The 13579-nt window shown below is 68.5% G+C and carries 13 protein-coding genes; 10 read left to right on the forward strand and 3 right to left on the reverse strand.

Annotated features, from left to right (window positions below; all coding sequences use genetic code 11):
• Nucleotides 1-140 precede the first annotated feature (140 nt).
• Together P4826_RS14785 and apaG are read right to left on the reverse strand one after the other, a co-directional pair.
• Nucleotides 141-2129, reverse strand: coding sequence for a site-specific recombinase (locus tag P4826_RS14785; RefSeq protein WP_317701141.1), 1989 nt, complete (start codon nt 2127-2129; stop codon nt 141-143).
• Nucleotides 2126-2533 carry a Co2+/Mg2+ efflux protein ApaG gene (apaG, locus tag P4826_RS14790; protein ID WP_317701142.1) on the reverse strand — a complete coding sequence of 136 codons (408 nt, stop codon included), beginning with the start codon at nt 2531-2533 and terminating at the stop codon, nt 2126-2128. The genes P4826_RS14785 and apaG overlap by 4 nt, the downstream gene beginning before the upstream one ends.
• Before the next feature lie 39 nt (nt 2534-2572).
• Here apaG and rpe point away from each other — a divergent pair, with 39 nt between their 5' ends.
• Both rpe and gph read left to right on the forward strand, forming a co-directional pair.
• Nucleotides 2573-3253, forward strand: coding sequence for a ribulose-phosphate 3-epimerase (gene rpe, locus P4826_RS14795; RefSeq protein ID WP_317701143.1), 681 nt, complete (start codon nt 2573-2575; stop codon nt 3251-3253).
• The gene (gene gph, locus P4826_RS14800; protein WP_317701144.1) at nt 3250-3963 is read left to right on the forward strand and encodes a phosphoglycolate phosphatase; all 714 of its coding nucleotides are present in this window, start codon (nt 3250-3252) and stop codon (nt 3961-3963) included. The genes rpe and gph overlap by 4 nt, the downstream gene beginning before the upstream one ends.
• 112 nt (nt 3964-4075) lie before the next feature.
• Here gph and P4826_RS14805 read toward each other — a convergent pair whose 3' ends face one another.
• Entirely contained in the window at nt 4076-5818 is a 1743-nt protein-coding gene (locus P4826_RS14805; RefSeq protein WP_317701145.1) for a methyl-accepting chemotaxis protein, read from the reverse strand.
• A 354-nt stretch (nt 5819-6172) separates the two neighbouring features.
• Here P4826_RS14805 and trpE point away from each other — a divergent pair, with 354 nt between their 5' ends.
• The 8 genes from trpE to P4826_RS14845 are packed head-to-tail and all read left to right on the forward strand — an operon-like array spanning nt 6173 to nt 13539.
• Nucleotides 6173-7672 (forward strand): anthranilate synthase component I, encoded by a 1500-nt coding sequence (trpE, locus tag P4826_RS14810; protein ID WP_317701146.1) that lies wholly within the window; start codon nt 6173-6175, stop codon nt 7670-7672.
• Entirely contained in the window at nt 7669-7995 is a 327-nt protein-coding gene (locus tag P4826_RS14815) for a chorismate mutase (protein WP_317701147.1), read from the forward strand. Before trpE ends, P4826_RS14815 begins: the two co-directional genes overlap by 4 nt.
• A complete protein-coding gene (locus P4826_RS14820) occupies nt 7992-8564 on the forward strand; it encodes an aminodeoxychorismate/anthranilate synthase component II (protein ID WP_317701148.1) in 573 nt (190 codons plus the stop codon). The genes P4826_RS14815 and P4826_RS14820 overlap by 4 nt, the downstream gene beginning before the upstream one ends.
• A complete protein-coding gene (locus P4826_RS14825) occupies nt 8561-9220 on the forward strand; it encodes a LysE family translocator (RefSeq protein WP_317701149.1) in 660 nt (219 codons plus the stop codon). The genes P4826_RS14820 and P4826_RS14825 overlap by 4 nt, the downstream gene beginning before the upstream one ends.
• A gap of 20 nt (nt 9221-9240) precedes the next feature.
• Nucleotides 9241-10272 carry an anthranilate phosphoribosyltransferase gene (gene trpD / locus P4826_RS14830; protein WP_317701150.1) on the forward strand — a complete coding sequence of 344 codons (1032 nt, stop codon included), beginning with the start codon at nt 9241-9243 and terminating at the stop codon, nt 10270-10272.
• A 9-nt stretch (nt 10273-10281) separates the two neighbouring features.
• Nucleotides 10282-10419: a hypothetical protein gene (locus tag P4826_RS14835; protein ID WP_317701151.1), complete on the forward strand. Its 138-nt coding sequence runs from the start codon at nt 10282-10284 to the stop codon at nt 10417-10419.
• 22 nt (nt 10420-10441) lie between these two features.
• On the forward strand, nt 10442-11242 hold the full coding sequence (gene trpC / locus P4826_RS14840; RefSeq protein WP_317701152.1) for an indole-3-glycerol phosphate synthase TrpC: 801 nt from the start codon (nt 10442-10444) through the stop codon (nt 11240-11242).
• A gap of 2 nt (nt 11243-11244) precedes the next feature.
• Complete coding sequence (locus tag P4826_RS14845) at nt 11245-13539, forward strand: diguanylate cyclase domain-containing protein (RefSeq protein WP_317701153.1); 2295 nt, start codon at nt 11245-11247, stop codon at nt 13537-13539.
• Nucleotides 13540-13579 lie beyond the last annotated feature (40 nt).

Genomic DNA, 13579 nt, shown 5'->3' on the forward strand with positions numbered 1-13579 from the left:
GTCTCGCGCGGGCGTGGCCCGCCTGATGCCGGAGCAGGGGGGAGTCGGCTGCACTCCCAGCGCCTTGTGTGCCCGGAACGGATGCAGCCGCTCGGCGGTCTGCATGCTGCGCGCCATGCGGCGCGCCTGGTTCCACCTTATCAGACGCTGCCGCGCGTAGGGGCAAAGAAGCTCAGCGGTGCATGGCGCCAGCGTGCGCGCAGCGCGCGGTAGATGCGCCTGCGGTCCACGCGCGCCACGTTGTGCGCGCGCAGCGCCAGATGGAACGCCAGGTAAAAGCTCACGATGACGTTGAGCGCGCCGTTGAACGGTATCAGCGCCACGGCCCACCAGAAGGCCTGGCTGTGCACCGCGTCCATGCCCAGCGTGGCGGCGGCCACGCCGATCTGGCCCGTGGTCAGCGTGACGTGGCGCACCTCCAGCCCCAGGCCGAAGAAGGCGGCAAACGCCGGCGTCAGCCCGAGCATGAAGCCCAGCGAGACATTCGCCGCCAGGCCCGAGATGTTGCCGCGCAGGAAATGCGCCCAGCGCGCGGCGCGGCGCCGGCCCAGCACGCCGGTGATGCGCGGGTTGTACTGGATGGCCGAATCCAGGCGGTGCAGCACGAACCAGTTTTCCACCCAGCCGGCAAAGATGCTGGAGGCAAACAGCAGCACGCCGGTAAAGGCGGCAAACAGCAGCGATGGCCCGAGCAGGTGCAGCGTATCCAGCGTTTGCATGGCGTGCCCGGCATCGATGGCGGGCCGGCCCAGCGCCTGGGCGATGAGCCAGGCCAGCGCCAGCGCCGCCGGAAACACCAGCAGCACGTTGCCCAGCACCGCCGCCACCTGCGAGCGCACCAGTTGCGTGACCTTGTCCACGAAGGCCTGCACGTCCGCGTCGTCGTCCAGCTCCTTGAGCTTGGCGGCCATGGCCGGCGCCGTCATCGCCGGCTGCTTGGTGGCCACGGTGAAATGCAGCAGCTGTATCAGCACGAAGCTGATCGCGTAGTTGACACCGGCCATGAAGCCGCCCCAGAAGGCCGACAGCGCCAGCGCGTACAGGCCGAACTTGACCAGCGTGGTGGCGGCCATCACCAGGCCGCCGCCCGCGGCCTGGCGCACCATGGCCAGGTATTCGCCGCCGGTGCGCGTGATGTAGTGTTCGCCCGTCTCGGCGCTGCGCTCGGCCACCTTGGCCGCCAGCAGCGAGGAGTTGACGGCGATCAGCGCGCGCAGGCTGCGCCGCTCGCGCCCCACGTTCACCAGCCGCGCCATGAACCTGGTGGCGGCCACCACCGGGCGCGGCGCGAGCAGGCATTCCAGCAGCTCGCGCACCCGCAGGATGCGCTCGCGCAGCTGGCGCAGGCGAAACACCAGGCCCACCGAGATGCCCTCGTCCTCGAAATGCGCATACACGCTGCCGGCAGCGGCGCGGCAGGCGTCCAGGTGCTCGCGCAGGCGCTGCACCGCTTCCTGCAGCCGGTCGTCGGTGCGCAGCGGGTGCAACACCTCCACGCGCAGGCTCTCGGTGTCGCGCAGCAGCACATGGAAGGGCTGGGCCTGGCGCGTGGCCTCGCTCATGCGCAGGCGCAGCTCGGGCGCAAAGCCGGTGGCCAGGATCTGCCCGGCGCAGTAGCTGATGGCGTCCAGCAGGTCGCGCTGCCAGGCGCTGGCGCCGGCGCTGCTGTCCTCCGGTGCGGGGATCAGCACGGCCAGCAGGCGCTCGAGCAGCGCCGCGTCCAGCGCCGCCAGCCAGCGCGCGTCGAATTCATGCGGCAGGGCCAGCATGAACAGCTCGGACGCGTCCAGCGTGTCGGGGCTGGTGGGCAGCAGCTTGTGGCGCAGGCGCTCGGCCAGCTCGCTGGCCATGGAGCTGCGCTGCGCAAAGCCGAAGTCGGCCAGCAGCGTGGTGATGTCCAGCTGCCCGGTCAGCGCCGCCCACCAGGCCTGCAGGCGCGTGCGGGTGTCGGCCGACTGCTCGGCGGCCTGCACCAGCTGGGCCACGCGGTCGGTGGCCGCCTGCACCACCTGGCTGTCGCCGCGCACCCAGTCCAGCAGGGCGATGAGCTGCAGATGGCGCTGTGCGGCGGCCGCCTCGGGGTCCAGGGCGGCCAGCAGTTGCGCCAGATCGGCGCGCTTGCGGCTCAATGCAGCACCCGTGGCGTGGCCGGCCGGCCCGGGTCGCCGCCGGAGTCGGCCTCGAGCAGGAACAGGGCGATGGGGCAGTCGAACTGCTCGCCGTCCTCGGCCACGCACAGGTAGCTGCCATGCATGCTGCCGCTGGCCGTGCGCAGGCGGCAGCCGCTGGTGTATTCAAAGGCCTCGCCGGGCTTGAGCAGCGGCTGCTGGCCGACCACGCCCAGGCCCTTGACCTCCTGCCGGTGGCCGTTGGCGTCGCAGATGATCCAGTGGCGCGCGATCAGCTGCGCGGCGGTGTCGCCGGTGTTGCTGATGGTGATGGTGTAGGCAAAGCCGTACGCGTCCTCGTCGGGGCTGGACTGCTCGGGCAGGTACTGGGGTTGCACCTCTACGGTGAATTGGTACTTGGGCATGGCGCAATGGTAGCTTTGCCAGCTGCGACAATGCGCGCCATGAGCCGCACCTACCGCATCGCCCCCTCCATCCTGTCCGCCGACTTTGCCCGTCTGGGTGAGGAAGTGCGCAATGTCGTCGCCGCCGGCGCCGACTGGATCCACTTCGACGTGATGGACAACCACTATGTGCCCAACCTGACCTTCGGACCCATGGTCTGCCAGGCGCTCAAGCCCCATGCTGTCACGCCCGACGGCCGGCCCGTGCCGATCGACGTGCACCTGATGGTGCAGCCCGTGGACGCGCTGGCCGAGGCCTTTGCCCAGGCCGGCGCCGACCTGATCAGCTTCCACCCCGACGCATCGGCGCATGTGCACCGCAGCATCCAGGCCATCAAGGCCCAGGGCTGCCAGGCCGGCCTGACCTTCAACCCGGCCATGTCGCTGGATGTGCTGGACTGGGTGATCGAGGACATCGACCTGATCCTGCTCATGAGCGTCAACCCCGGTTTTGGCGGGCAGTCATTTATTGATAGCACGTTGCGCAAGGTGGAAGCGGCCCGCAGGCGTATTGAAGCCTCTGGCAAGGACATTCGCCTGGAGGTGGACGGCGGCATCAAGGCAGACAACATCCGCCGCGTGGCCGACGCCGGCGCCGACACCTTCGTCGCCGGCAGCGCCATCTTCGGCAAGCCCGATTACAAGGCCGTCATAGACGCCATGCGCCGGGCCCTGGCATGACGGCGCCGGTCCTGCAGGGCCTGGACGCGGCCATCATCGACCTGGACGGCACCATGGTGGACACCCTGGGCGACTTCGCCCAGGCGCTGGGCGCCATGCTGGACGACCTGGGGCTGCCCGCCATAGAGCCGGCGTTCATCGCGCAGATGGTGGGCAAGGGCAGCGAGCATTTGCTGCGTTCTGTGCTCAATCATGCGCTGACGCAAGCAGGGCAAGCGCCAGATGCTTCAAAAATAGAAGCGTTCTATCCCAACGCCTGGGAGCGCTACCAGCAGCATTACCTGGCCATCAACGGGCGTCATTCCAGCGTCTACCCCGGCGTGCGCCAGGGCCTGATGGCGCTGCGCGGCGCCGGGCTGCGCCTGGCCTGCCTGACCAACAAGCCCACCAGCTTTGCCCTGCCGCTCTTGCGCGCCAAGGGCCTGGACGGTTTCTTCGAGCATGTGTTCGGCGGCGATGCCTTCGAGCGCAAGAAGCCCGACCCGCTGCCCGTCCTCAAGACCTGCGCGGCCCTGGGCACGCTGCCGGCGCGCACGCTGATGGTCGGCGACTCCAGCAACGACGCGGCTGCCGCGCGTGCCGCCGGCTGCCCGGTGGCCCTGGTCACCTACGGCTACAACCACGGCCAGCCGGTGCGCGCGGTGGATGCCGACTGTTACGTGGACGCGCTGCACGAACTTATGCCCAAGTGGGTGTGCGGGCTCAGGTGAACCGGGTTGCGCCCGCTGTGCGGGGAGCTGAGGCCATGAAGACCAAAAGGGCCCGGCACGAGCGTGCAGGGCCCCGGTGCATGCGGCTTGTCAGCGCGCTGCCGGCTTGGGCTTAAAAACTATCCCAGTCATCATCGCCCCCCGCCGCCACGGCCGCGGGGCTGGCCTTGCTGGGTGCGCTCAGAACGGCGGCGGGCTTGCTGGCGGCGCGTGCCACGGGCTTGGGGGCGGTAGCCGGGCGCGGCGCCACGCGTGGCGCCGGCGCCGGCCTGGCCTGGCTGGCAGCGGATGCTTTGCCCGTGGTGATGCCGGCATGGCCCGCCAGCTTGAACACGGCCACGGCCTGCACCAGGTCGCCGGCCTGCTGGTTCAGGCTGCTGGCGGCGGCCGAGCTTTCCTCCACCAGCGCGGCGTTTTGCTGCGTGGCCTGATCCATCTGCGTGATGGCCTCGCCGACCTGGGCCACGCCCGAGCTTTGCTCGCGGCTTGCGGCGCTGATCTCGCCCATGATGTCGGTGACGCGGCGAATAGCGTTCACCACCTCGGTCATGGTGTTGCCGGCCTTGTCCACCAGCTGCGTGCCCTGTTCCACCCGCCCCACGCTGTCGGTGATCAGTTGTTTGATCTCCTTGGCAGCCTCTGCGCTGCGCTGCGCCAGCGAGCGCACCTCGCCGGCCACCACGGCAAAGCCGCGGCCCTGCTCGCCCGCGCGCGCGGCCTCGACCGCGGCGTTCAGTGCCAGGATGTTGGTCTGGAAGGCAATGCCGTCGATGACGCCGATGATGTCGGCGATCTTGCGGCTGGCATCGTTGATGCCGCGCATGGTGTCCACCACCTCGGCCACCACCGCGCCGCCCTGTACGGCGACGGTGCTGGCGTTCATGGCCAGCTGGTTGGCCTGGGCGGCGTTGTCGGCGTTCTGGCGCACGGTGGCGCCCAGCTGCTCCATGGAGGCTGCCGTTTGCTCCAGCGCGCTGGCCTGGGATTCGGTGCGCGCCGACAGGTCATGGTTGCCCTGGGCGATCTGGGCACTGGCCGTGGCCACGCTCTCGGCATTGCCGCGCACGCCGGCGACCACGCGGGTCAGGCTGGCCTGCATCTCACCCAGCGCATGCAGCAGGTTCGCGGCCTCGTCACGGCCCTGGGCCGCTATGGGCTGGGTCAGGTCGCCCTCGGCAATCTGGCCGGCGCGGCGCGCGGCCAGCTGCAGCGGCGCGGTGATGGATCGGCTGAGCAGCCAGGCCAGGCCGGCGCCCAGCAGCAGGGCCAGTGCCGCGGCTGCGATGAGGATCATGCGCCCCTGGGCGGCCTCGGCAGTGGCCTGGTCACGGGTACGCTCATACAGCATCAGCTGGCGCTCTTCGAGGGTGCGCAGTGTGGCAATGTAGGCGTCCGACAGGGGCTTGAGCTGGCTGTCCACCAGCGGGCCCACGTCCTCGCCCGCGGCCTTGCGCTTGAACAGGTCGGCACGCGGCTTGCGGTAGGCCTCGCGCGCCTTGTCGATGTCGGCGATCTGGCGCCGGCCCTCGTCGGTCTCGAGCAGCCGCTCCACCGTCTTGCGCGAGACGTCCACGCCCTTGGAGGTGGCATCCATCTCCGCCTGCCATTGCGCCAGGTGGCTGCTGTCGGCATTGAGCAGGGCGGCGCGCGTGCGTATCCAGTTCTGGTCTATGCCCTGGCGCCACTGCACGGCGGCGCGCAGGCGCTCGTTGTCGGTGCTGGTCAGCCGCTGGGTCGCGGCCGCCAGATCCTGTAGGCGCCACACGCCCACGGCGGCGATCACTGCGGTGATCAGCAGCACCAGGCCAAAGGACAGGGCCAGGCGCGGGCCTACCTTGATGTCGTTCAGTCGCATGGAATACCTATTAATTCAAGTGTGAAACGAAAGTAAATGTATCAACAAGCCTTGGCGCTGTCTATCGACAACTTCGGCAGAAGCTGCGGGTGCTACAGGCCTTTTTGGATCTTTGGCGGGCCGCGGCGGGGCCTTTGCTACACTTTGCCGCCATGTTCATTCACCGCACCGTTATTGCAGGTCGCAGCGACCGGGGAGCCTGGCCCTGGCGCAAGCCAGCGTCGCTTGCCTCCTGACAGCACCTGGGCACCGCCCCGCGTGCGCCCGTGATCCCCAACGCATGGGGGATCGTCTCCCGAATGAACCCGCGGCCCGCACCCCTGCAGCGCGCCGCACGAGCTGGGAACTCTTGTCGTGATCACTGAACTGGAATTCAAAAGCCTGGCCCTGGAGGGCTACAACCGCATCCCGCTGATGGCCGAGGCCTTCGCGGATCTGGAAACCCCGCTGTCGCTGTACCTGAAGCTCGCCCATGGCAAGGGCGATGGTCGGCACAGCTTTTTGCTTGAATCGGTGGTGGGTGGCGAGCGCTTCGGGCGCTACAGCTTCATCGGCCTGCCGGCGCGCACGTTGTTGCGCGCCAGCGGCTTCGGCGCCGCGGCGCGCACCGAGGTGGTGACCGACGGTCAGGTGGTGGAGAGCGCCGGCGGCAACCCGCTGGACTTCATCGCCGCCTACCAAAAGCGCTTCAAGGTGGCGCTGCGCCCGGGCCTGCCGCGTTTCTGCGGTGGCCTGGCGGGCTACTTTGGCTACGACGCGGTGCGCTATATCGAGAAGAAGCTGGAGGGCAGCTGCCCGCCGGACAGCCTGGGCTGCCCGGACATCCTGCTGCTGCAGTGCGAGGAGCTGGCGGTCATCGACAACCTCTCGGGCAAGCTCTACCTCATCGTCTACGCCGACCCGGCCCAGCCTGAGGCCTACGCGCGCGCCAAGAAGCGCTTGCGCGAGTTGAAGGATCAGCTCAAATACTCGGTCAGCGCGCCGCAGGTCAAGCCCAGCGAAAGCCACCCGGCCGAGCGCAGCTTTGCCAAGGCGGACTACCTGGCGGCCGTGGAGCAGGCCAAGGAGCTGATCGCCGCCGGCGACTTCATGCAGGTGCAGGTGGGCCAGCGCATCCAGAAGCGCTACACCGAAAGCCCGCTGTCGCTGTACCGCGCGCTGCGCTCGCTCAACCCCAGCCCCTACATGTATTACTACCACTTTGGCGATTTCCAGGTGGTGGGGGCCAGCCCGGAGATCCTGGTGCGCCAGGAGGCCGTGGAGGAGGGCACCAAGGTCACGATACGCCCGCTGGCCGGCACGCGGCCGCGCGGCGCCACGCCCGAGAAGGACAAGGCGGCCGAGCTGGAGCTGATGGGCGACCCGAAGGAGCGCGCCGAGCATGTGATGCTCATCGACCTGGCGCGCAACGACATCGGCCGCATCGCCAAGACCGGCACGGTGAAGGTGACCGAGGCCTTCTGCATAGAGCGCTACAGCCATGTGATGCATATCGTCAGCAACGTGGAAGGCATCCTGAACGAGGGCATGACCAGCATGGACGTGCTCAGGGCCACGTTCCCGGCAGGCACGCTCACCGGCGCGCCCAAGGTGCATGCCATGGAGCTGATCGACCGGCTGGAGCCCACCAAGCGCGGCCTGTACGGCGGCGCCTGCGGGTATTTGAGCTACGCCGGCGACATGGACGTGGCCATTGCCATCCGCACGGGCATCGTCAAGGACGGCATGCTGTATGTGCAGGCGGCGGCCGGCGTCGTGGCGGACTCGGTGCCCGAGCTGGAATGGAAAGAAACGGAACACAAGGCCCGCGCCCTGCTGCGTGCGGCGGAACTGGTAGAGGAAGGTTTGGAATGACGCGCGCCATAGATCACGTTCAGCACTGCACCACGATGGAGGATGTGCGCCGCTTCATCGATGCGCTCGATGATGTGCTCGTGCCCCTGCTGGTCACGCGTGGCGGCTACATGACGCAGGCGGCACGCATCAAACAGTGCAACACCCAGGTGCGTGACGAGGACCGCATCGAGGCCATCGTGGCCCGCGTGCGCGCACGCGCCGCGACCGAGGGCGGCCAGCCCGAGGTGATGGAGGCTATCTACCGCAGCATGATGGAGGCCTACATCGCCTACGAACACCGTGAGTTCGCGCGCATGCGCGCACCGGGAGATGAGTCATGAAGCTCTTGATGGTCGATAACTACGACAGCTTCACCTACAACATCGTCCAGTACTTTGGCGAGCTGGGCGCCGAGGTGGAGGTGTTTCGCAACGACGAGATCACCCTGGAGGGCATTGCCGCGCGCGCGCCCGATCGGCTGGTGATCTCGCCCGGCCCCTGCTCGCCGCTGGAGGCCGGCATCTCGGTGGCCGCGATACAGCACTTTGCCGGCAGGCTGTCCATCCTGGGCGTGTGCCTGGGCCACCAGAGCATTGGCGCGGCCTTTGGCGGCAAGATCATTCGTGCGCAGGAGCTGATGCACGGCAAGACCAGCGTCATCACTACCGACGAGCAAGGCGTGTTCGCCGGCCTGCCGCGGCAGTTCACCGTGAACCGTTACCACTCGCTGGCGATAGAGCGCGCCAGCTGCCCCGAGGTGCTGGCCGTCACCGCCTGGACGGAGGACGGCGAGATCATGGGCGTGCGCCACAAAGAGCTGCCCATAGAGGGCGTGCAGTTCCACCCCGAGAGCATCCTGACCGAGCATGGCCATGCCATGCTGAAGAACTTCCTGGAGCAGCGCGCTTGATCGACGCGCAGCAGCTGCTGCTGTTCATCGCCGCCGGCTGGCTGCTCAACCTGACGCCGGGCCCCGACGTGCTCTACATCGTCACGCGTGCGTTGCAGAACGGGCTGCGCGCCGGCCTGGTGGCGGGCCTGGGCATTGCCGCCGGCTGCCTGGTGCATGTGGGTGCCGCCGCCGTGGGCGTGGGCGCGCTGCTGGCGGCGTCCAGCACGGCGTTCACGCTGCTCAAGTGGCTGGGCGCGGCCTATCTGCTGTGGCTGGGCCTGCGCCTGCTGCGCGCGCGCGGCGACGGTGCGCTGGCCGGCGTGGTGCGCGAGACAGCCGGTCACGCAGCGGTGCCGGTCGCGCTCAAGGAGGTATTCCTGGGCGGCTTCTGGACGAATGTGCTGAATCCCAAGGTGGCCATCTTCTTCCTGGCCTTCGTGCCGCAGTTCATTGCCCCCGGCGCCGGCAACAAGGCGCTGGCCTTTGTGCTGCTGGGCGTGCTGTTCACCGTCAACGCCATTCCGGTCAATGGGCTGTGGGCGCTGGCGGCGGCCTGGCTGGTGCGCCGTGTCGGCGCGGTGCAGCGCGGCATGCATTGGCTCGACCGCGTTGCCGGCCTGCTGTTCATAGGCTTTGGCGTGCGTCTGGCGCTGACCGACGCGCCTGCCGTTTGACAACGACATCTGGAGACTCCATGTCCATCACCCCGCAAGAGGCGCTGCAGCGCACCATCGAGCACCGCGAGATCTTTCACGACGAGATGCTGCACCTGATGCGCATGATCATGAGCGGCGAGCTCTCGCCCGTCATGACCGCTGCCATCGTCACCGGCCTGCGCGTGAAGAAGGAAACCATTGGCGAGATCACCGCCGCGGCGCAGGTCATGCGCGAGTTCTCGCGCAAGGTCAGCGTGGCCGACACCACGCACCTGGTGGACATCGTGGGCACGGGCGGCGACGGTGCCGGCACCTTCAACATCTCCACCTGCGCCACCTTCGTCATCGCCGCCGCCGGCGCCAAGGTCAGCAAGCATGGCGGGCGCAGCGTCAGCAGCACATCGGGCAGCGCTGATGCCATGGAGGCGCTGGGCGTGAACATACAGCTCACGCCGGCGCAGATCGCGCAGTGCATCCAGGACGTGGGCATAGGCTTCATGTTCGCGCCCAACCACCACCCGGCCATGAAGAACGTGGCCCCGGTGAGGAAGGAGCTGGGCGTGCGCACCATCTTCAACATCCTGGGGCCGCTGACCAACCCGGCGAGCGCGCCCAACATCCTGATGGGCGTGTTCCACGAAGACCTGGTGGGCATACAGGTGCGCGCGCTGCAGCGCCTGGGCGCGCAGCATGCGCTGGTGGTCTATGGCCGCGACGGGCTCGATGAGATCAGCCTGGGCGCCGGCACCCTGGTGGGCGAGCTCAAGGACGGCGTGGTGCGCGAGTACGAGATCCACCCCGAGGACTTCGGCCTGCGCATGGCCGGCACGCGCGCGCTGCGCGTCGAGAACCCCGACCAGTCCAAGGCCATGCTGCTCGCCGTGCTGCAGGGCGAAGAAGGCCCGGCGCGCGACATCGTCTGCCTGAACGCCGGCGCCGCGCTGTATGCGGCGAACGTGGCACCCACCATGGCCGAGGGGCTGCAGCGCGCGCAGCAGGCGCTGGCCAGCGGCGCGGCCCTGGCCAAGCTGCACGAGCTCGTTGCCTACACGCAAAAGCTCGCGGCTTGAGGCTGCGCCATGAGCCTGCTGGACGCCCCCATCTGGAACGATGCCGGCACCTGGATCGTGCTCGGCGTGTCGCTGCTGTTCATCGTTGTCGGCCTGGTGATGCACCAGGTCATCCGCCGGGTGCTGCGCAAGCCCCCCGAACATTGACCATTGCATTGGAAAACCCGCCATGTCCGACATCCTGAAAAAAATCGTCGATGTGAAGTTCGAAGAGGTGGCCGCGGCCAAGCGGCGCATGCCCCTGGCCGACATGCGCCGCGACGCCGAGAGCCGCGTGCTCACGCGCGACTTCGTCGGCGCGCTGCGCGCCAAGATCACGGCCGGCCAGGCCGCGGTGATCGCCGAGATCAAGAAGGCCAGCCCGAGCAAGGGCGTGATCCGCGCCGATTTCATCCCAGCCGACATCGCGCAAAGCTATGCCGAGGGCGACGGCAAGGTCAGTGCCGCCTGCCTGTCGGTGCTCACCGACCGCCAGTTCTTCCAGGGCCAGCCCGACTACCTGAAGCAGGCGCGCGCCAGCTGTCAGCTGCCGGTGCTGCGCAAGGATTTCATGGTCGATCCCTACCAGATCTACGAGTCGCGCGCCATGGGAGCGGACTGCGTGCTCCTGATCGCCGCCTGCCTCGACGACGGTCTGATGGCCGAGATGGAGGCCATTGCCCGCAGCCTGGACATGGCCGTGCTGGTGGAGGTGCATGACGCCCCCGAGCTGCAGCGCGCCCTGAAGCTGAAGACGCCGCTGGTGGGCATCAACAACCGCGACCTGCGCAGCTTCGAGGTCAGCCTGCAGACCACGCTGGCGCTGCAAAAACAGGTGCCCGCCGACCGTCTGCTGGTGACCGAGTCCGGCATCCTCGCGCCCGCCGACGTGCGCCTGATGCGCGACGCCGGCGTGCATGCCTTCCTGGTGGGCGAGGCCTTCATGCGCGCGAGCGACCCCGGCCTGGCCTTGGCGCGTTTATTCGCCTGAGCGTGCTGCGCCTGCTGCGCCCCCCCGCCGATCCCCAGCGCCGTGAATGGTGGTGGCTGGCATGGGTGGCGCTGCTCGCCGCGGGTTTGCTGGTCGCCGGCCTGTGGCTTGAGCACCAGCGTGTAGCGGCGCGCGAGCGTGTCCTGCTGGCCAAGCAGGCGGGGGTGATGCATGACAACCTGGGGATGCAGCTGGAGGCCATCAACAATGCCATGCGCCATCTCCAGGCCGACCAGCGCAAGGGCCTGGACGGGGCCGATGGCCATGCCCGCCTCATGGAGCGCATGCACAATTTTGCCGATGCCATGCCTGCCGTGCGTACCTTCAGCCTGCTCGATGCCGATGGCCGGGTGCTGGCCTCCAGCGCCGCCGATTTGGTCGGGCGCGACCTGAGCGGGCGTGAATATTTCCAGACCGCCAAGCAGATCGGGCAGACCGATGCGCTGCTCGTGGGGCGGCCTTTCTTCGGCATGCTGGGCGGCTGGGTGCTGGTATTGGGACGCACCGTGCCCGGGGCGGATGGCGCTTTTGGCGGCCTGCTGGTGGCGGCGCTGGATGTGGAGCATTTCCAGACCCTGCTGCAATCCGTGCGCTATGCGCCGGACATGCGCGTCAGCCTGAGCCATGGTGACGGCATGCGCTTCATGGTCCTGGGGGCCGACAACGAGCCCGATGGCGTGAACCTGGCGCAGGCGGGCACCCTGTTCACGCGCCACCGCGAAAGCAGGCAGGCGGCCAGCGTGCTGCAGGGCTTTCCCCAGCCTGGCTACCCGCCCTATGTGATGGCCTTGCATAAGGTGCAACCGTCCAACCTGCGGATGGACAAACCGCTGGTGGTGGCGGCCGGGCGGCCGCTGGACGATGTATTTGCCGGCTGGCGCGACCAAGCCTGGCGCTTTGCACTGGTCTACCTGCTCGCCTTTTCAGCGGCCGGCGTGGCGCTGCGGCTCATGCACCGTAGGCAGAATGAAGCACGCGACCAGGCGCAGTTGCTGGAGGCCGGGCAGCGCAGGCAGCAGGAGATGCTGCGCCGGCTGGTGGAAAGCCTGCCCGGCATGCTGTACCAATACCAGCTGGAGCCTGACGGGCGCAGCCACTTCCCCTACGCCAGCCCCGGCGTGACCGATATCTATGGCTTTGCCCCCGAGCAGCTGCTGGCCGATGCGGCGCCCGTATTCGCGCGCATCCACCCCGAGGACTTGCCAAAGGGTCAGGTCAACATCCAGGAATCGGCGCGCACGCTGGCCGACTGGAAGAGCGAGTACCGCGTCATCCTGCCCGGCATTGGCGAGCGCTGGCTCAGCGGCCAGGCGCGGCCGCAGCGCCTGGACGGCGGCGCCGTGCTCTGGCATGGCTACATCCACGACGTGACCGACATGAAGCGCCAGGCCCTGCAGCTGCAGGAGACCGAGCGCCTGCTGCAGCAGCTGATGAACGATATGCCGGTGGGCCTGTGCATGGTGGACGCGCAGCGCCGCATCTACTTTCGCAACCGGCGCTTTCTGGAGCATTTCGGCTACACAGAGGCCGAGGTGCCGACGCTGCACGAATGGGCCTTGCTCGCCTACCCGGACGGCGACTATCGCCAGCAGGCGGCGCATGCCTGGGGCCAGGCCATGGCCGGCGCGCGCGCGCAAGGGGGGGTGATCGCGGCCCAGCCCTACCGCGTCACGGCGCGCGATGGCGCGCAGCATGTGATGGACATCGGCGGCCTGCTGTTTGGCGAGCATTTCCTGGCCACCTTCCAGGACCGCACCGAGCAGCAGGCGCAAAGCGAGCTGCTGCACCGGCTGGCCTATGTGGATGGCCTGACCGGCATCGCCAACCGGCGCCAGTTCGACCAGCAGCTCGAAGCCGAATGGCGCCGCTGCCGTCGCAGCGGCAAGCCGCTGGCCGTGCTGCTGCTGGACATTGACTACTTCAAGCAATACAACGACCTGTACGGCCACCAGCAGGGCGACGAATGCCTCAAGGCCGTGGCCACTGCGCTGCGCGGTCAGCTGGGGCGTTCGCATGACCTGGTGGCGCGCTACGGCGGCGAGGAATTCGTCTGTCTGCTGCCCGAGTGCGACGCCGCCGGCGCGCTGCACAAGGGGCAGGAGCTGTGCCATGCGGTACAGGCACTGGGCCTGGCGCATGCGCAATCGCGGGTGGCGGATGTGGTCACCATCAGCGTCGGTGTGGCCTGCCAGGTGCCCGACGGCGAGGGCAGCCCGGCGGCCCTGCTGCAGCAGGCCGACATGCAGCTCTACCAGGCCAAGGCGCAGGGGCGCAACCGCGCGCTGGGTGCGCACTGACTTTGATGTCGGCGCATGACGCCGGCGCCGGCCCGCTGCC

The sequence above is a fragment of the Diaphorobacter limosus genome (assembly GCF_033100095.1).
Classification (GTDB): Bacteria; Pseudomonadota; Gammaproteobacteria; order Burkholderiales; family Burkholderiaceae_C; genus Alicycliphilus; species Alicycliphilus limosus.

Bases quoted from the DNA above. Each gene is read 5' to 3' on its own strand.
- apaG (WP_317701142.1), bottom strand. From the start codon at position 2,533: ATGCCCAAGTACCAATTCACCGTAGAGGTGCAACCCCAGTACCTGCCC.
- trpD (WP_317701150.1), top strand. From the start codon at position 9,241: ATGTCCATCACCCCGCAAGAGGCGCTGCAGCGCACCATCGAGCACCGC.
- P4826_RS14820 (WP_317701148.1), top strand. From the start codon at position 7,992: ATGAAGCTCTTGATGGTCGATAACTACGACAGCTTCACCTACAACATC.
- P4826_RS14815 (WP_317701147.1), top strand. From the start codon at position 7,669: ATGACGCGCGCCATAGATCACGTTCAGCACTGCACCACGATGGAGGAT.
- rpe (WP_317701143.1), top strand. From the start codon at position 2,573: ATGAGCCGCACCTACCGCATCGCCCCCTCCATCCTGTCCGCCGACTTT.
- P4826_RS14835 (WP_317701151.1), top strand. From the start codon at position 10,282: ATGAGCCTGCTGGACGCCCCCATCTGGAACGATGCCGGCACCTGGATC.
- gph (WP_317701144.1), top strand. From the start codon at position 3,250: ATGACGGCGCCGGTCCTGCAGGGCCTGGACGCGGCCATCATCGACCTG.
- trpC (WP_317701152.1), top strand. From the start codon at position 10,442: ATGTCCGACATCCTGAAAAAAATCGTCGATGTGAAGTTCGAAGAGGTG.
- P4826_RS14805 (WP_317701145.1), bottom strand. From the start codon at position 5,818: ATGCGACTGAACGACATCAAGGTAGGCCCGCGCCTGGCCCTGTCCTTT.